Below are 14,782 nucleotides of genomic sequence, written 5' to 3'. Positions count from 1 at the left end.
TGCAAGTCGCTGTCCCAGCGCAATAACACAGTATCAGCCAGCCATCTTGGACGACTTCAGTTCCTCACTGAAGCGCTGCGAACGCACGCCCTTGTTGTCGTAATACTCTTCGACCGACTTTACAAAGCGCTTTTGCGCGGGCACATACCAGAACGCCTTGTACAAGCGACCACTGGCCGGACGCGCCGCAACACGTTGAGCATTGGAGATCGTTGTCACCTGACCGGGTGTCACGACAGCTTGCGCACCGCCTACCGCCACGGGTGCCAGCATCGCCGACCACTGGCCTTCGGATTCGATCTTCAGTGCCCTGAACTTGCCTGCAGGCACCTCGACATCCTCCCAACCGGTGACGACGTAGTCGTTATGAATGGTCTCGCTGGAGTGCTGGCGATTAGGGTTCAGCTCGGTGTATTCGACCGTCCATGTCTTGCCTTCGCTCAAGGGAAACGCCAACGGGCGATTGACCACTTGCTGCTTGCCGTTGATATCACGGGAGCGACTCCAGTCCAGGCCCGTCAGGCTTTCAACCGGTGGCTGGTTGGACCCGTCCTGCTTGCTGCTGATCAGCATGCTCTGGCTGCTGACGCGTTCGACCGTCATCAATGTGTTCTTGCTCGAGAAACCCTGTGGGCCGGTTTCCACTGTTTCGGCATAGACCCAGCTATCCCCGGCCTTCAAGGACGGCGCATCGACCGATTGGGCATACGCCGAACCGCACATCAAACCAAGCACAGCGGCAGATAGTGTTTTAAGCATCACATTTTCCCTGAATGTCTGACTTGGCAAGTCCACTGAGGCTCACCAAACGTGTGACGCGAGTGACCCTTGCCGATGGCGGCACGAGCATCCTGAACAACTGCAACCCCAACTGCCTGGATATGTAAGCTCACCTCAAACGGCGTAACCAAGCCCATGAGCGGCCATTCGAAACACAACAGGCAATCATTCGAAGGCTCATATCATTGTGCCATTTGAAAATGAGCTCACGTGAGCTGATGATTTCGTCGACATCATGAATATGAGGACCGTTCAGCAAAGCGACAGCATCCGCCCCGGCCCAAGCACGTCGTTCAAATCAATAAGAGGGTTTGTTGCGCTGCATCACAGAGACCCACCCCGCAACCGATGCGTTACGGGGTGGGGCTACAGGCTTAGAGTTCGCCCAAGGCGTCGATCAGCGCCTGGTTCTGAGCCGGCAAACCGATGGTGATCCGCAGGAACTGGGCAATGCGCTCCTGCTTGAAGTGCCGCACGATCACGCCCTGCTCCCGGACCTTGGCCGCCAGCGCCGCCGCATCGTGTTGCGGGTGACGGGCGAAGATGAAGTTCGCCGCCGACGGCAGCACCTCGAAACCCTTGGCCTGCAACTGCGCCACCAGCCACTCGCGACTGTCGATCACCTTGCGGCAGGTCTCTTCGAAGTACGCCTTGTCCTCGAACGCCGCCGCCGCACCGGCAATCGCCATGCGGTCCAGCGGGTAGGAGTTGAAGCTGTTCTTGATCCGCTCCAGGGCCTCGATCAGGTCCGGGTGCCCGACCGCCAGGCCGACCCGCAATCCCGCCAGGGAACGCGACTTGGACAGGGTCTGGGTCACCAGCAGGTTCGGGTAACGGTCCACCAGGCCGATGGCCGTTTCGCCGCCGAAGTCGATATAGGCCTCGTCGACCACCACCACCGAATCCGGGCTGGCCTTGAGTATCTGCTCCACCGCGTCCAGTGCCAGCAGGCAACCGGTCGGCGCGTTCGGGTTGGGGAAAATGATCCCGCCGTTGGGCCGCGCGTAGTCCGCCACGCGAATCTGGAACTGTTCGTCCAGCGGCAAGGCGTCGAAGGTGATTCCGTACAGGCCGCAGTACACCGGGTAGAAGCTGTAGCTGATATCCGGGAACAGCAAGGGTCGATCCTGCTGGAACAGACCGTAGAAGATGTGGGCCAGGACCTCGTCGGAGCCGTTGCCGAGAAACACCTGGTTGGTGTTCACGCCGTAGTACTCGGCCACGGCGTGCTTGAGCAGGTCGCCGTTGGGGTCCGGGTACAGACGCAGATTGTCGTTCACTTCCGCCTGCATCGCGGCCAGGGCCTTGGGCGAAGGACCGTAGGGGTTCTCATTGGTGTTGAGCTTGACCAGCTTGGTCAGCTTCGGTTGCTCACCCGGCACATAGGGCACCAGGTCCTTGACGAATTTGCTCCAGAACTTGCTCATGCTGGTTTCCCCTGTTCCTTATCAGCGACAATCCGATATTCCGCACTACGGGCGTGGGCGCTCAGCGACTCACCACGGGCCAGTACCGAAGCGGTCTTGCCCAGCTCGGACGCGCCCTGCTCCGAGCAGAAAATGATCGACGAACGTTTCTGGAAGTCATACACCCCCAGCGGTGACGAGAAGCGTGCGGTGCCGGAAGTCGGCAACACATGGTTGGGACCGGCGCAGTAGTCGCCCAGGGCCTCGGAGGTGTGACGACCCATGAAGATCGCCCCGGCGTGACGGATCTGCGGCAGCCAGGCCTGCGGGTCGGCGACCGACAGCTCAAGGTGCTCCGGGGCGATGCGGTTGGCCACATCAATCGCCTGCTGCATATCTCGCACCTGGATCAAGGCGCCACGGCCGTTGATCGAGGTCTCGATAATCGCCGCACGCTCCATGGTCGGCAGCAGCTTGGCGATGCTCGCGGCGACCTGGTCGAGGAACGCGGCGTCCGGGCTGACCAGGATGGCCTGGGCATCTTCGTCATGCTCGGCCTGGGAAAACAGGTCCATGGCGATCCAGTCCGGGTCGGTCTGGCCGTCGCAGACCACAAGGATCTCCGACGGGCCGGCGATCATGTCGATACCGACCTGGCCGAACACGTGGCGCTTGGCCGTGGCCACATAGATATTGCCGGGGCCGACCACCTTGTCGACCTTGGGCACGCTCTCGGTGCCATAGGCCAAAGCCGCCACCGCCTGGGCGCCGCCGATGGTGAACACCCGGTCGACCCCGGCGATGCACGCCGCCGCCAGCACCAGCTCGTTGATTTCGCCACGGGGCGTCGGCACCACCATCACCACTTCGGCAACCCCCGCCACCTTGGCCGGAATCGCGTTCATCAGCACCGAAGACGGATAGGACGCCTTGCCACCCGGCACGTACAAGCCGGCACGATCCAGCGGCGTGACCTTCTGGCCCAGCACCGTGCCGTCGGCCTCGGTGTAGCTCCAGGAATCCTGCTTCTGTTTTTCGTGGTAGCCGCGCACGCGCTCGGCGGCCTTTTCCAAGGCTTCGCGCTGTGGCGCGGTGATCCGCGTCAGGGCCAGTTCGAGGCGCTCACGGGGCAGGATCAGATCAGCCATGGAAGCGACTTCCAGGCCGTCGAAACGCTGGGTGAACTCCACCAGCGCCGCATCGCCGCGCTCGCGCACGGCCTTGATGATATCGAGCACCCGCTGGTTGACCGAGTCGTCGGACACACTTTCCCAGCTCAGCAGATGATCCAGATGATGAGCGAAGTCGGGATCGGCAGCGTTGAGTCGGCGAATTGCGTTGGACGTGGTCATAGCGTGGGCCTCAATAATTGGCGAATGCTTGGGAACAGCAGATCTCAGGCGCCGCAAGACTACCAAGCCATCCGCGTGGGCACCTGAGAATTCTGGCTATGACACGGATAGATGGGCGCGGCTCAAGGCCGCGCAATTGAATCAGCTGCGATGTCGCGATTCCACTGCCTTGCGCAGGGTATCGATCAGGGACTGGATGCGGGCGTGCTGCATTTTCATCGAGGCCTTGTTCACCACCAGGCGCGAACTGATGGTCGCGATCAGCTCCTGGGGTTCCAGACCGTTGGCCCGCAGGGTATTGCCGGTGTCGACAACGTCGATGATCTTGTCGGCCAGGCCGATCAGCGGTGCCAGCTCCATCGAGCCGTAGAGCTTGATGATATCGACCTGACGCCCCTGTTCGGCATAGTAGCGCTTGGCGACGTTGACGAACTTGGTCGCCACCCGCAGGCGGCCCTTGGGCTCGACGGCACCGATAGCACCGGCGGTCATCAGCCGGCACTGGGCGATCTGCAGGTCCAGGGGTTCATACAGACCCTGGCCGCCGTATTCCATCAGCACATCTTTACCGGCCACACCGAGGTCGGCCGCACCATGCTCGACATAGGTCGGCACGTCGGTGGCCCGGACGATCAGCAGGCGTACATCGGCCTGGGTCGTGGGAATGATCAGCTTGCGGCTCTTGTCCGGATTCTCGGTCGGCACAATGCCCGCTTCTGCAAGCAGCGGCAGGGTGTCGTCGAGAATGCGGCCCTTGGACAGTGCAATGGTCAGCATGGGGAAACTAAGTCCTTCAACCTGTATCAGTAAGGCTCATTCTCCCTTGTCGGCGCGAGCAGGCTCGCACCGGCAAAGGGGGACAACACTAGCCCGGAACGCGGCGGATCTTGGCACCGAGCATCTGCAACTTCTCTTCGATGCACTCATAACCACGGTCGATGTGGTAGATGCGGTCGATCAGCGTGTCGCCTTCAGCGGTCAGGGCCGAAATCACCAGGCTGGCCGAAGCCCGCAGGTCGGTGGCCATGACCGGCGCGCCTTTCAGGCGTTCGGTACCGGTCACGATGGCGGTGTTGCCTTCGACCTGGATCTTGGCGCCCATGCGATGCAGCTCGTACACGTGCATGAAACGGTTTTCGAAAATCGTCTCGATCACCGCGCCGGTGCCTTCGGCAATGGCGTTGAGCGAAATGAACTGGGCCTGCATGTCGGTCGGGAATGCCGGATACGGCGCGGTGCGCACGTTGACGGCCTTCGGACGCTTGCCATGCATGTTCAGCTCGATCCAGTCTTCACCGGTGGTGATTTCAGCACCGGACTCCTTCAGCTTCTCGAGCACGGCTTCGAGAATGGTCGGATCGGTGTCCTTGACCTTGACCCGGCCACCAGTGGCAGCCGCGGCCACCAGGTAGGTACCGGTTTCGATACGGTCCGGCATCACCTTGTAGGTGGCCGAATGCAGGCGCTCCACACCGTCAATGGTGATGGTGTCGGTACCGGCACCGCTGACCTTGGCGCCCATGGCGTTGAGGAAGTTCGCCAGGTCGACCACTTCCGGCTCGCGCGCGGCGTTCTGCAGCACGCTGCGGCCACGGGCCAGGGAAGCGGCCATCATGATGTTCTCGGTACCGGTCACGGAGACGGTATCGAAGAAGAAGTTTGCCCCGCGCAGGCCGCCTTCCGGCGCCTTGGCCTTGATGTAGCCGCCTTCGACGTCGATCACCGCACCCATGGCTTCCAGGCCACGAATGTGCAGGTCCACCGGACGCGAGCCGATGGCGCAACCGCCAGGCAGGGCGACTTCGGCTTCACCGAAACGGGCGACCATCGGGCCCAGCACCAGGATCGAGGCGCGCATGGTTTTCACCAGCTCGTAAGGCGCGATCAGGGTCTTGATGGTGCGCGGATCGATTTCCACGCTGAGCTTCTCGTCGATCACCGGCTCAATGCCCATGCGCCCGAACAGCTCGATCATGGTGGTGATGTCGTGCAGGTGCGGCAGGTTGGCCACGGTCACCGGGCCATCGCACAACAACGTGGCGGCCAGGATCGGCAGGGCGGAGTTCTTCGCCCCGGAAATGCGGATTTCGCCATCAAGACGAACGCCGCCAGTAATAATCAGTTTGTCCATAAGGGTCTCGACGCCAATTCAGGCTCAGGTGCGCTCGGCCCAGGCCGCGCGGCTGAAAAATTTCATAGTGACCGCATGGATGCTGCCATCGGCGATCCACGGGTTCAAATGGGCATAGATGCTCTGCTGACGCTTCACCGGGCTCAGGGCCACCAGTTCGTCGCTAATCACATTCAGCTGGAAGTTGCAGCCTTCGCCTTCAACTTCAACACGGCTTCCCGGCAGCTTTCCCTCAAGGAAGCTCTTCACTTCTATGGCCTGCATGCTCAACCTCAATCGGCGCCCAACGCGCGCGGGTCGGCCATCATACAAAAAAGCCCCGCGCCTGCGAACCCCGCATTGCAGGACTCTGACGGGGGGCTTCTTTATTCATGGCACTGTCAATGAACGCCGAGGATCTCCGTCAACTCGGAAACCTCGGCGATTTCACGCATGTCTTGCGGCATGGCGCGAATACTCAGGGATTTGCCGCCCTCGGCGGCGTCACGCATGAATGCCAGCAGCAAGGCCAGGCCGACACTGCTGGATTTCTCCACCGCGGAACAGTCGACCACCAGGGCCGGCGCGGTGCTGGCCTTGATCAGCGCCTGCCCGTCCTTGCGCAAGGCCGGGCCGGTGCTGTAGTCGATCACGCCGGCCAGCAGCACTTCACCTGCCTCACCGGCGCGAACGCTGGCTTCACTCACTCTGCGCCCCCTTCTGCGGGTTCTTCTCGGATTCGGCCTTGGCCTTCTCCACTTCACCGGCCCAGTTGTTGATGGTCTGGTCCAGGTTGTTACCGTTGCGCTGCATCGCGTCGGCGAACTGATCGCGGAACAGCTTGCCGATATTGATGCCGTTGATGATCACGTTGCGCAGTTTCCACTCGCCATTGATTTTCTCAAGGGTGTAGGAAACCGGATAGACGGCGCCATTGTTGCCTTTGACGGTCATGCCAACGCTGGTGCGATCGCCCGACTCATCCTTCGGCGCGTCGACGGTGATGCCCTGGTTGTTGTACTCCAGCAAGGCGTTGCCGTAGAACTGGAACAGACCCTTCTTGAAGTTCTCCTCGAAGGTTTTCATCTGCTCGGGCGTGGCCTTGCGCGAGTACTTGACCGTCATGATGCTTTTGGAAATACCTTCGGCGTCCACCACCGGGCCGACGATGCTGTTAAGCGCATCGTAGAAGGCCTGGGGGTTCTGCTTGTACTGGGCCTTGTTCGCGGTCAGGTCGGCCAGCATCCGGTCAGTGGTGCTCTTGACCAGGTCATGGGCCGACGTGTCCGCCATGGCGTTGCCCATAAGAGGCAAGGTCGCCAGCAGCACCAACAGACTACGTCGCAACATCGAGATCATGGAAAAACTCCTCATTTGGCGTCTTTGTTCACGGTATTGAGCAGGAATTTACCGATCAGATCTTCCAGTACCAGCGACGACTGGGTGTCGTGGATGGTCCCACCATCCTTGAGCACGGCACTTTCCCCGCCCACGCTGAGACCGATGTACTTCTCGCCGAGCAAGCCCGCCGTGAGGATAGACGCAGTGGAATCAGTCGGCAGGTTGTTCACGCGTTTTTCAACTTGCATGGTCACCCGGCCGGTGAAACTGTCATGGTCCAGATCGATCGCCGTCACCTTGCCGATGGTGACACCGGCCATGGTGACCTTGGCTCTGACAGTCAAACCGGCGATATTGTCGAAGTACGCATATAATTTATACGTTTCAGTGTTTGTCGTAGGGGACAGTCCACTGACCCGCAACGCAAGCAGCAGCAAAGCCAGGATGCCAGCCAGCAGAAAAAGGCCGACACCGATTTCCAGGGTGCGGTTTTGCATCAGAAATCTCCAAACATCAAGGCGGTCAGAATAAAGTCAAGGCCCAGCACTGCCAGGGAGGCATAAACCACGGTCTTGGTCGTGGCGCGGCTGATCCCCTCGGAAGTGGGTTCACAATCGTAGCCTTGAAACACGGCAATCCAGGTCACCACGAAGGCGAACACGATACTTTTGATAATGCCATTCAGCACGTCGCTGCTGAAGGTCACGCTGTTCTGCATGTTGGCCCAGTAGGAGCCGTCATAGACCCCCAGCCAGTCCACCGCCACCCAAGAACCGCCCCAGATCCCGACCACACTGAAGATCATCGCCAGCAGCGGCAGGGAGATAAAGCCGGCCCAGAGCCGCGGCGCAACAATGTACTTGAGCGGATCGACACCGATCATTTCCAGGCTGGACAGTTGCTCGGTGGATTTCATGTTGCCGATTTCGGCGGTCAGCGCCGAACCGGCCCGTCCGGCGAACAGCAGCGCGGTGACCACCGGCCCGAGTTCACGCAACAGGGTCAGGGCAACCATCTGCCCCACCGCCTGCTCGGAACCGTAGCTGGAAAGAATGTTGAAGCCCTGCAAGGCCAGGACCATGCCGATGAACACGCCGGAGACGACGATGATCACCAGGCTCATCACGCCCACGGAATGCAATTGCTTGATCAACAGCCCGAAACCGCCGCCAATGCCGCCTCGGCCGAACAGCACATGGAACAGGAACAACGTCGAACGGCCGAGCACGGCGAGCACGTCCAGGCCCGAACGGCCGAACAGACGCACTCTCTCGATAAGTGATTTCTTGCGCATTGTCAGCGCTTCCCCAACAGGTCGGCGCGGTAGTCCGTCGCCGGAAAGTGGAACGGCACGGGACCGTCGGGATCGCCCTTCATGAACTGGCGGATACGCGGGTTATCGGCGTTCATCAGTTCTTCCGGGGTGCCTTGCCCGAGCACCTGGCCGTCACCGACCACATACAGGTAGTCGGCGATGCTTGCGGTTTCGGCCAGATCGTGGGAAACCACGATGCTGGTGATGCCCAGGGCGTCATTGAGCAGTCGGATCAGGCGCACGAGGACGCCCATGGCGATCGGGTCCTGGCCGACGAACGGTTCGTCATACATGAGGATCTGCGGGTCCAGGGCAATCGCCCGGGCCAGGGCCACACGCCGTTTCATACCACCGGACAGCTCGTCGGGCATCAGGTCGACCGCCCCGCGCAGTCCCACCGCCTGCAATTTCAGCAGAACAATGTCACGAATCATTTCTTCCGGCAGTTCGGTATGAACCCGTAGCGGAAAGGCGACGTTCTCGAAAACATCCAGGTCGGTGAACAGCGCACCGCTCTGGAACAGCACGCCCATATGCTTGCGCGCGTCGAACAGATCGCCGCGCGACAAGGTGGGAAGATTCTGACCATTGACCCAGACTTCGCCGCCGCTGGGGCGCAGTTGCGCGCCCATCAGCCGCAACAGGGTGGTCTTGCCGCACCCGGAAGGTCCCATGATGCCGGTGACCTTGCCTCGCGGGATACGAATGTCGACATTATTGAAGATGCTGCGCGCACCGCGCTTGAAGGTCACACCCTTCAGCTCGACCGCGTAGGCGTTATCGGCGCTCATCTAAACTCCTTGCGATACAGCCTCGGACTCGGACACCAGGCCTCTCTAGAAGAGGCGCATACTTCCTGAGCGGGCCGAACTAGCCGCGAACTATATCACCGCTGATACGACCCGCCCAAGGCCGAAGCCACCCTTGTTCGGTATAAATACAGCCGGGCTTGGCGGCTTGCGAGGCAAAGTCCTATAGGCACCACGCAAAACGCAATGATCTAGTGGGAGTGGAGAAGGCATTACCGCTATAATCGCGCCTTTTCATCAGGCTAACCGATTTCTGACATGAGCCAATCCAGCGACCTGATTCAATCAGCACAACGCACCATCCGCCTCGAACGCGAAGCCGTAGAAGGCTTGCTCGCCCATATCGACGCAGATTTCGTACGCGCTTGCGAAATGATTCTGGCCAGCAAGGGCCGTGTGGTCGTGGTCGGCATGGGCAAGTCCGGGCACATCGGCAACAAGATCGCCGCGACCCTGGCCAGCACCGGCACCACAGCGTTTTTCGTCCACCCCGCCGAAGCCAGCCACGGCGACATGGGCATGATCACCCGCGATGACATCATCCTGGCCCTGTCCAACTCCGGCTCGACCGCGGAAATCGTCACCCTGCTGCCCTTGATCAAACGCCTGGGCATCCAGTTGATCAGCCTGACCGGCAATCCCGACTCACCGTTGGCCAAGGCCGCCGAAGTCAACCTCAACGTGCATGTCGAGCACGAGGCCTGCCCGCTGAACCTGGCGCCGACCTCCTCCACCACCGCGGCCCTGGTGATGGGCGACGCCCTGGCGGTGGCCCTGCTCGAGGCCCGCGGCTTCACCGCCGAGGACTTCGCCTTTTCCCACCCGGGTGGTGCCCTGGGCCGGCGCCTGCTGCTGAAAGTTGAAAATGTCATGCACGCCGGCGATGAGCTGCCGCAGGTCCTGCGCGGCACCCTGTTAAAAAATGCGCTGATGGAAATGACTCGCAAAGGCCTTGGCATGACCGTGATCGCCGAAGCCGACGGGCGCCTCGCCGGGATCTTCACCGACGGTGACCTGCGCCGGACCCTGGACCGCACCATCGACATCCATACGGCCCTGATCGAAGACGTCATGACCCCTCACGGCAAGACCGCCCGGGCCGACATGCTCGCCGCCGAAGCCCTGAAAATCATGGAAGACCACAAGATCAGCGCGCTGGTGGTGGTCGACAGCGACGACCGCCCGGTGGGCGCCCTGAACATGCACGATCTGCTGCGCGCGGGAGTGATGTAAATGAACGACGATCTGTTGCAACGCGGCAAGGCCATCAAGCTGGCGGTCTTCGACGTCGATGGCGTACTGACCGACGGTCGCCTGTACTTCCTCGAGGACGGCAGCGAATTCAAGTCGTTCAGCACCCTCGACGGCCAGGGCATCAAGATGCTGATGGCCGCCGGCGTGCAAACCGCTATTATCAGCGGTCGCAAAACCGCACTGGTCGAACGACGGGCGCAGAACCTCGGCATTCCCCACGTCTACCAGGGCCGCGAGGACAAGCTGGTGGTGCTCGACACCCTGCTCGCCCAGCTCAATCTAAGCTATGAACAGGTCGCCTACCTGGGTGACGACCTGCCGGACCTGCCGGTGATCCGCCGCGTCGGCCTGGGCATGGCCGTGGCCAACGCCGCCAGCTTTGTCCGCGAACACGCCCACGGCATCACCCGGGCCCGGGGCGGCGACGGCGCCGCCCGCGAATTCTGCGAGCTGATCCTGCAAGCCCAGGGCAGTCTTGAAGCGGCTCACGCCGCCTACCTGTAGAGCTATTTATGCTGAGCAAGAAAATTCGCAATATTCTGCTGTTCGCAGTCATCGCCGCCATTTTCGCGGCCGTTGGCTACTGGAACATCAGCCCGGAACGTTTCCTCGAGCGCCCGGTGGCGCAGGTCGATGAAACCCAGATCGACTACTACGCTATTAACGCCCACAGCATTCAGTACATGCCCGACGGTCGAGTACAGTACGACCTGACCGGCGACAAGGTCGAACACCTCAAGGCGTCCGACGTGACCTTGGTGACCAAGCCAGACATGCACATCTACCGTGGCACGGTCTATCCCTGGCATGTCCAGAGCGAGCACGCCGAGGTCAACCCGGACGGCACCGAAATCGAACTGATCGACTCGGTACGGGTGGCGCGGACTGATGAACTACAGCGGGAAGTCATCATTACCAGCAGTCGTATGACAGTATTCCCACAGAAGCAATATGCGCAGACCGAGCAAGCCGTTAGAATCGACGGCGCCGACGGCGTGACCACTGGCAAGGGAATGAAAGCGTATTTAAACGACAGCCGGATACACCTGCTGTCCAATGTAAGAGGACAGTATGAGTCTCGTTAAAACCCTCCCTATTTTGCTTGGCCTCGGTGCGGCACTGGGAAGCGTGAGCGCCTGGGCTCTGCCGACCGACAGCCAGCAGCCCATCCGCATCCAGGCCGACGACGCTCAGCTGGACGACAAGCAAGGCATCGCCACCTACAAAGGTGACGTGGTCATTACCCAAGGCTCGATGATCGTCAAGGGCAACACCGTGACGCTGACCCGGACCAAGGACGGCGCCATCGACGTGGTGACCTCCGTGGGTAACCTGGCCTACTTCGAGCAACTGCAGAAAGTCGGCGATCCGAAGCCGGTGCAGGGCTATGGCGTGACCATCCAGTACCACGCCCAGCAGAACCGCATCATCCTGATCGACAAGGCCAAGGTGATCAACGACGGCAACACCACCGAAGGCGAGAAAATCGTCTACGACACGGTGAAGCAGATCGCCCAGGCCGGCCGCGCCAACGGCAGCACGATCACCGCCCCGCGCCCACGCATCGACATGGTCATCCAGCCGAAGCAGAAAACCGAACAGCAGAAGGCGCAGTAATGGCAACCCTGAAAGCCCAGCATCTGGCCAAGGCCTACAAAAGTCGCCAGGTGGTGCGTGATGTCAGCCTGTCGATCGACAGCGGGCAGATCGTCGGCTTGCTCGGCCCCAACGGTGCCGGCAAGACCACCTGCTTCTACATGATCGTCGGCCTGGTCCAGGCCGATCAGGGTCGCGTGCTGATCGACGACCAGGATATCAGCCACCAGCCGATGCACGGTCGCGCGCGCGCCGGGATCGGCTATCTGCCCCAGGAAGCATCGATCTTCCGCAAGCTGTCGGTGGCGGACAACATCATGGCGATCCTCGAGACCCGCAAGGAGCTCGACAAGAACAGCCGCCGCAAGGAGCTGGAAAGCCTGTTGCAGGAATTCCACATCAGCCACATTCGCGACAACCTCGGCATGAGCCTGTCCGGTGGTGAACGGCGCCGGGTGGAAATCGCCCGCGCCCTGGCCACCGCGCCGAAATTCATCCTGCTCGACGAGCCCTTCGCCGGGGTCGACCCGATTTCCGTTGGCGATATCAAACAGATCATCCATCACCTCAAGGCCAAGGGCATCGGCGTACTGATCACCGACCACAACGTCCGCGAGACCCTGGACATCTGCGAAACCGCCTATATCGTCAATGATGGACAACTGATCGCCGAAGGCGATTCGGCCACTATCCTGGCCAACGAACTGGTCAAGGAAGTCTACCTGGGCCATGAGTTCCGCCTGTAAACATCGAGGTAACGGATCAACCGCCAGAGCGCTCCCTGTTCAATAAAAACCACAAGATTTTTATTGTTACAGCGCTCTAGGCAAAGGCTCGGGTTTCAGGCATATAATTTGCTTATGTTTGGCGCCCCGGCGCCCTGTAGAGTGGATGGCGCATGCGCGCCGGCGAATAAGGTGTTAAGCCCCTGCCATGAAACCATCGCTAGTCCTGAGAATGGGCCAGCAGCTGACGATGACACCGCAGCTGCAACAGGCCATCCGCCTGCTCCAATTGTCGACCCTGGACCTTCAGCAGGAAATCCAGGAGGCCCTGGAGTCCAATCCGATGCTCGAACGCCAGGAAGAAGGCGACGACTTCGACAATACCGACCCGTTGGCCGACAACGCCGAGCACAAACCCAACACTGAAATCCAGGAACCCTCCTTCCAGCAGGAAACCGCCCCGACGGTGGACAACCTCGAGGAAGGCGACTGGAACGAGCGCATTCCCAACGAACTGCCCGTCGACACCGCCTGGGAAGATGTCTACCAGACCAGCGCCAGTAGCCTGCCGAGCAACGATGACGACGAGTGGGACTTCACCACCCGTACCTCGGCCGGCGAGAGCCTGCAGAGCCATCTGCTCTGGCAACTGAACCTGGCGCCGATGTCAGACACCGATCGGCTGATCGCCGTGACCCTGATCGACTGCATCAACAATCAGGGCTACCTGGACGAAACCCTCGAGGAAATCCTCGACGCCTTCGACCCGGAGCTGGATATCGAGCTGGACGAGATCGAAGCGGTACTGCATCGCATCCAGCAATTCGAACCGGCCGGCATCGGCGCGCGCAACCTCGGCGAATGCCTGCTGCTGCAATTGCGTCAGCTGCCAGCGCGCACGCCCTGGCTGGCCGAAGCCCAGCGCCTGGTCAGCGACTACATCGACCTGCTCGGCAGCCGCGACTACAGCCAACTGATGCGGCGCATGAAGCTCAAGGAAGACGAGCTGCGCCAGGTCATCGAGCTGGTCCAGAGCCTCAATCCGCGCCCGGGCTCGCAAATCGAGTCCAGCGAAGCCGAATACGTCGTCCCCGACGTGATCGTGCGCAAGGACAACGAGCGCTGGCTGGTGGAACTGAACCAGGAATCGGTGCCGCGCCTGCGGGTCAATCCGCAGTACGCCGGTTTTGTCCGCCGCGCCGACACCAGTGCCGACAACACCTTCATGCGCAACCAGTTGCAGGAAGCCCGCTGGTTCATCAAGAGCCTGCAGAGCCGCAACGAAACCCTGATGAAGGTCGCCACCCAGATCGTCGAGCACCAGCGTGGCTTCCTGGAATACGGTGACGAGGCGATGAAGCCGCTGGTCCTGCATGACATCGCCGAAGCAGTGGGCATGCACGAGTCGACGATTTCCCGGGTGACCACGCAAAAATTCATGCATACCCCCCGCGGTATCTATGAACTGAAATACTTTTTCTCCAGCCACGTCAGCACCTCCGAAGGCGGCGAATGCTCGTCCACGGCGATCCGCGCGATCATCAAGAAACTGGTTGCAGCGGAAAATCAGAAAAAGCCGTTGAGTGACAGCAAGATCGCTGGTTTACTGGAGGCACAAGGCATTCAGGTGGCCCGTCGTACTGTCGCCAAATACCGTGAGTCCCTGGGGATAGCCCCCTCCAGCGAACGGAAGCGACTGATGTAGTGGACGGGCCCCGTTACAGCGTTCCAGTGGTAGGCACAAGCCTGCCGCTTTATGCACTGGCAACGAAGGAGAAGCTGTATGCAAGTCAATATCAGTGGACACCAGCTGGAAGTGACCGAACCCCTGCGTGCTTACATCGGCGAAAAACTCGACCGACTGGAGCGTCATTTCGACAAGATCACCAACGTACAGGTGACCATGGCCGTCGAAAAACTGAAGCAGAAAATCGAAGCCACCTTGCATATCCACGGCGGTGAAGTGGTCGCCAACGCCGAGCATGACGACATGTATGCGGCGATCGACCTGCTCACCGACAAGTTGGACCGACAACTGAAAAAGCATAAGGAAAAGAACCTGCACCTGCTCCAAGGTACAGGTCGCTGATACCC

At 60.7% G+C, this 14,782-nt stretch carries 18 protein-coding genes; 7 read left to right on the top strand and 11 right to left on the bottom strand.

Annotation, left to right across the window (positions count from 1 at the left end; translation table 11 throughout):
- Window positions 1-33 precede the first annotated feature (33 nt).
- The 11 genes from M5C71_RS17545 to M5C71_RS17495 form a co-directional block, all read right to left on the bottom strand.
- Window positions 34-759: a hypothetical protein gene (locus M5C71_RS17545; RefSeq protein ID WP_248746774.1), complete on the bottom strand. Its 726-nt coding sequence runs from the start codon at window positions 757-759 to the stop codon at window positions 34-36.
- A 395-nt stretch (window positions 760-1,154) separates the two neighbouring features.
- Entirely contained in the window at window positions 1,155-2,207 is a 1,053-nt protein-coding gene (gene hisC, locus M5C71_RS17540; RefSeq protein ID WP_248746773.1) for a histidinol-phosphate transaminase, read from the bottom strand.
- Window positions 2,204-3,538, bottom strand: coding sequence for a histidinol dehydrogenase (gene hisD / locus M5C71_RS17535; protein WP_248768376.1), 1,335 nt, complete (start codon window positions 3,536-3,538; stop codon window positions 2,204-2,206). The genes hisC and hisD overlap by 4 nt, the downstream gene beginning before the upstream one ends.
- A gap of 141 nt (window positions 3,539-3,679) precedes the next feature.
- Complete coding sequence (hisG, locus tag M5C71_RS17530) at window positions 3,680-4,315, bottom strand: ATP phosphoribosyltransferase (RefSeq protein WP_103498064.1); 636 nt, start codon at window positions 4,313-4,315, stop codon at window positions 3,680-3,682.
- A gap of 88 nt (window positions 4,316-4,403) precedes the next feature.
- Window positions 4,404-5,669, bottom strand: coding sequence for a UDP-N-acetylglucosamine 1-carboxyvinyltransferase (gene murA / locus M5C71_RS17525; RefSeq protein WP_100942234.1), 1,266 nt, complete (start codon window positions 5,667-5,669; stop codon window positions 4,404-4,406).
- Window positions 5,670-5,693: 24 nt separating this feature from the next.
- Complete coding sequence (locus M5C71_RS17520) at window positions 5,694-5,933, bottom strand: BolA family protein (protein WP_103498065.1); 240 nt, start codon at window positions 5,931-5,933, stop codon at window positions 5,694-5,696.
- A gap of 116 nt (window positions 5,934-6,049) precedes the next feature.
- The gene (locus M5C71_RS17515; protein ID WP_100942236.1) at window positions 6,050-6,355 is read right to left on the bottom strand and encodes an STAS domain-containing protein; all 306 of its coding nucleotides are present in this window, start codon (window positions 6,353-6,355) and stop codon (window positions 6,050-6,052) included.
- Window positions 6,348-7,007, bottom strand: a complete 660-nt coding sequence (locus M5C71_RS17510) for an ABC transporter substrate-binding protein (RefSeq protein ID WP_103498066.1) — start codon at window positions 7,005-7,007, stop codon at window positions 6,348-6,350. The genes M5C71_RS17515 and M5C71_RS17510 overlap by 8 nt, the downstream gene beginning before the upstream one ends.
- An 11-nt stretch (window positions 7,008-7,018) precedes the next feature.
- Window positions 7,019-7,486 (bottom strand): outer membrane lipid asymmetry maintenance protein MlaD, encoded by a 468-nt coding sequence (mlaD, locus tag M5C71_RS17505; protein ID WP_103498067.1) that lies wholly within the window; start codon window positions 7,484-7,486, stop codon window positions 7,019-7,021.
- Complete coding sequence (mlaE, locus tag M5C71_RS17500) at window positions 7,486-8,283, bottom strand: lipid asymmetry maintenance ABC transporter permease subunit MlaE (protein ID WP_103498068.1); 798 nt, start codon at window positions 8,281-8,283, stop codon at window positions 7,486-7,488. Before mlaE ends, mlaD begins: the two co-directional genes overlap by 1 nt.
- Before the next feature lie 2 nt (window positions 8,284-8,285).
- Complete coding sequence (locus M5C71_RS17495; protein ID WP_103498069.1) at window positions 8,286-9,095, bottom strand: ATP-binding cassette domain-containing protein; 810 nt, start codon at window positions 9,093-9,095, stop codon at window positions 8,286-8,288.
- Between the two features lie 276 nt (window positions 9,096-9,371).
- Between M5C71_RS17495 and M5C71_RS17490 the strand changes: the two genes are divergently transcribed.
- The 7 genes from M5C71_RS17490 to raiA all read left to right on the top strand — a co-directional run bounded on the left by M5C71_RS17490 (window position 9,372) and on the right by raiA (window position 14,777).
- The gene (locus M5C71_RS17490) at window positions 9,372-10,346 is read left to right on the top strand and encodes a KpsF/GutQ family sugar-phosphate isomerase (protein ID WP_103498070.1); all 975 of its coding nucleotides are present in this window, start codon (window positions 9,372-9,374) and stop codon (window positions 10,344-10,346) included.
- Complete coding sequence (locus M5C71_RS17485) at window positions 10,347-10,871, top strand: HAD family hydrolase (RefSeq protein WP_103498071.1); 525 nt, start codon at window positions 10,347-10,349, stop codon at window positions 10,869-10,871.
- Between the two features lie 8 nt (window positions 10,872-10,879).
- On the top strand, window positions 10,880-11,452 hold the full coding sequence (gene lptC / locus M5C71_RS17480) for an LPS export ABC transporter periplasmic protein LptC (protein WP_103498072.1): 573 nt from the start codon (window positions 10,880-10,882) through the stop codon (window positions 11,450-11,452).
- Window positions 11,439-11,984 carry a lipopolysaccharide transport periplasmic protein LptA gene (lptA, locus tag M5C71_RS17475; protein ID WP_103498073.1) on the top strand — a complete coding sequence of 182 codons (546 nt, stop codon included), beginning with the start codon at window positions 11,439-11,441 and terminating at the stop codon, window positions 11,982-11,984. Before lptC ends, lptA begins: the two co-directional genes overlap by 14 nt.
- Window positions 11,984-12,709 (top strand): LPS export ABC transporter ATP-binding protein, encoded by a 726-nt coding sequence (lptB, locus tag M5C71_RS17470; RefSeq protein ID WP_103498074.1) that lies wholly within the window; start codon window positions 11,984-11,986, stop codon window positions 12,707-12,709. The genes lptA and lptB overlap by 1 nt, the downstream gene beginning before the upstream one ends.
- Window positions 12,710-12,896: 187 nt before the next feature.
- A complete protein-coding gene (locus M5C71_RS17465; protein WP_103498075.1) occupies window positions 12,897-14,393 on the top strand; it encodes an RNA polymerase factor sigma-54 in 1,497 nt (498 codons plus the stop codon).
- A 78-nt stretch (window positions 14,394-14,471) separates the two neighbouring features.
- Window positions 14,472-14,777: a ribosome-associated translation inhibitor RaiA gene (gene raiA, locus M5C71_RS17460; protein ID WP_017126531.1), complete on the top strand. Its 306-nt coding sequence runs from the start codon at window positions 14,472-14,474 to the stop codon at window positions 14,775-14,777.
- Window positions 14,778-14,782: the final 5 nt, after the last annotated feature.

Origin of the sequence: Pseudomonas sp. MWU12-2345 (genome assembly GCF_023242385.1) — a bacterium.
GTDB classification, from domain to species: domain Bacteria; phylum Pseudomonadota; class Gammaproteobacteria; order Pseudomonadales; family Pseudomonadaceae; genus Aquipseudomonas; species Aquipseudomonas gingeri_D.
This window is presented reverse-complemented; position numbering and strand designations above follow the sequence as displayed.

Excerpts from the sequence above, each read along its gene's own strand:
- hisD (WP_248768376.1), bottom strand. The coding sequence starts at position 3,538 with ATGACCACGTCCAACGCAATTCGCCGACTCAACGCTGCCGATCCCGAC.
- lptC (WP_103498072.1), top strand. The coding sequence starts at position 10,880 with ATGCTGAGCAAGAAAATTCGCAATATTCTGCTGTTCGCAGTCATCGCC.
- M5C71_RS17485 (WP_103498071.1), top strand. The coding sequence starts at position 10,347 with ATGAACGACGATCTGTTGCAACGCGGCAAGGCCATCAAGCTGGCGGTC.
- lptB (WP_103498074.1), top strand. The coding sequence starts at position 11,984 with ATGGCAACCCTGAAAGCCCAGCATCTGGCCAAGGCCTACAAAAGTCGC.
- lptA (WP_103498073.1), top strand. The coding sequence starts at position 11,439 with ATGAGTCTCGTTAAAACCCTCCCTATTTTGCTTGGCCTCGGTGCGGCA.
- M5C71_RS17465 (WP_103498075.1), top strand. The coding sequence starts at position 12,897 with ATGAAACCATCGCTAGTCCTGAGAATGGGCCAGCAGCTGACGATGACA.
- M5C71_RS17545 (WP_248746774.1), bottom strand. The coding sequence starts at position 759 with ATGCTTAAAACACTATCTGCCGCTGTGCTTGGTTTGATGTGCGGTTCG.
- M5C71_RS17520 (WP_103498065.1), bottom strand. The coding sequence starts at position 5,933 with ATGCAGGCCATAGAAGTGAAGAGCTTCCTTGAGGGAAAGCTGCCGGGA.
- hisC (WP_248746773.1), bottom strand. The coding sequence starts at position 2,207 with ATGAGCAAGTTCTGGAGCAAATTCGTCAAGGACCTGGTGCCCTATGTG.
- M5C71_RS17495 (WP_103498069.1), bottom strand. The coding sequence starts at position 9,095 with ATGAGCGCCGATAACGCCTACGCGGTCGAGCTGAAGGGTGTGACCTTC.
- M5C71_RS17510 (WP_103498066.1), bottom strand. The coding sequence starts at position 7,007 with ATGATCTCGATGTTGCGACGTAGTCTGTTGGTGCTGCTGGCGACCTTG.
- M5C71_RS17490 (WP_103498070.1), top strand. The coding sequence starts at position 9,372 with ATGAGCCAATCCAGCGACCTGATTCAATCAGCACAACGCACCATCCGC.
- mlaD (WP_103498067.1), bottom strand. The coding sequence starts at position 7,486 with ATGCAAAACCGCACCCTGGAAATCGGTGTCGGCCTTTTTCTGCTGGCT.
- murA (WP_100942234.1), bottom strand. The coding sequence starts at position 5,669 with ATGGACAAACTGATTATTACTGGCGGCGTTCGTCTTGATGGCGAAATC.
- mlaE (WP_103498068.1), bottom strand. The coding sequence starts at position 8,283 with ATGCGCAAGAAATCACTTATCGAGAGAGTGCGTCTGTTCGGCCGTTCG.
- raiA (WP_017126531.1), top strand. The coding sequence starts at position 14,472 with ATGCAAGTCAATATCAGTGGACACCAGCTGGAAGTGACCGAACCCCTG.
- hisG (WP_103498064.1), bottom strand. The coding sequence starts at position 4,315 with ATGCTGACCATTGCACTGTCCAAGGGCCGCATTCTCGACGACACCCTG.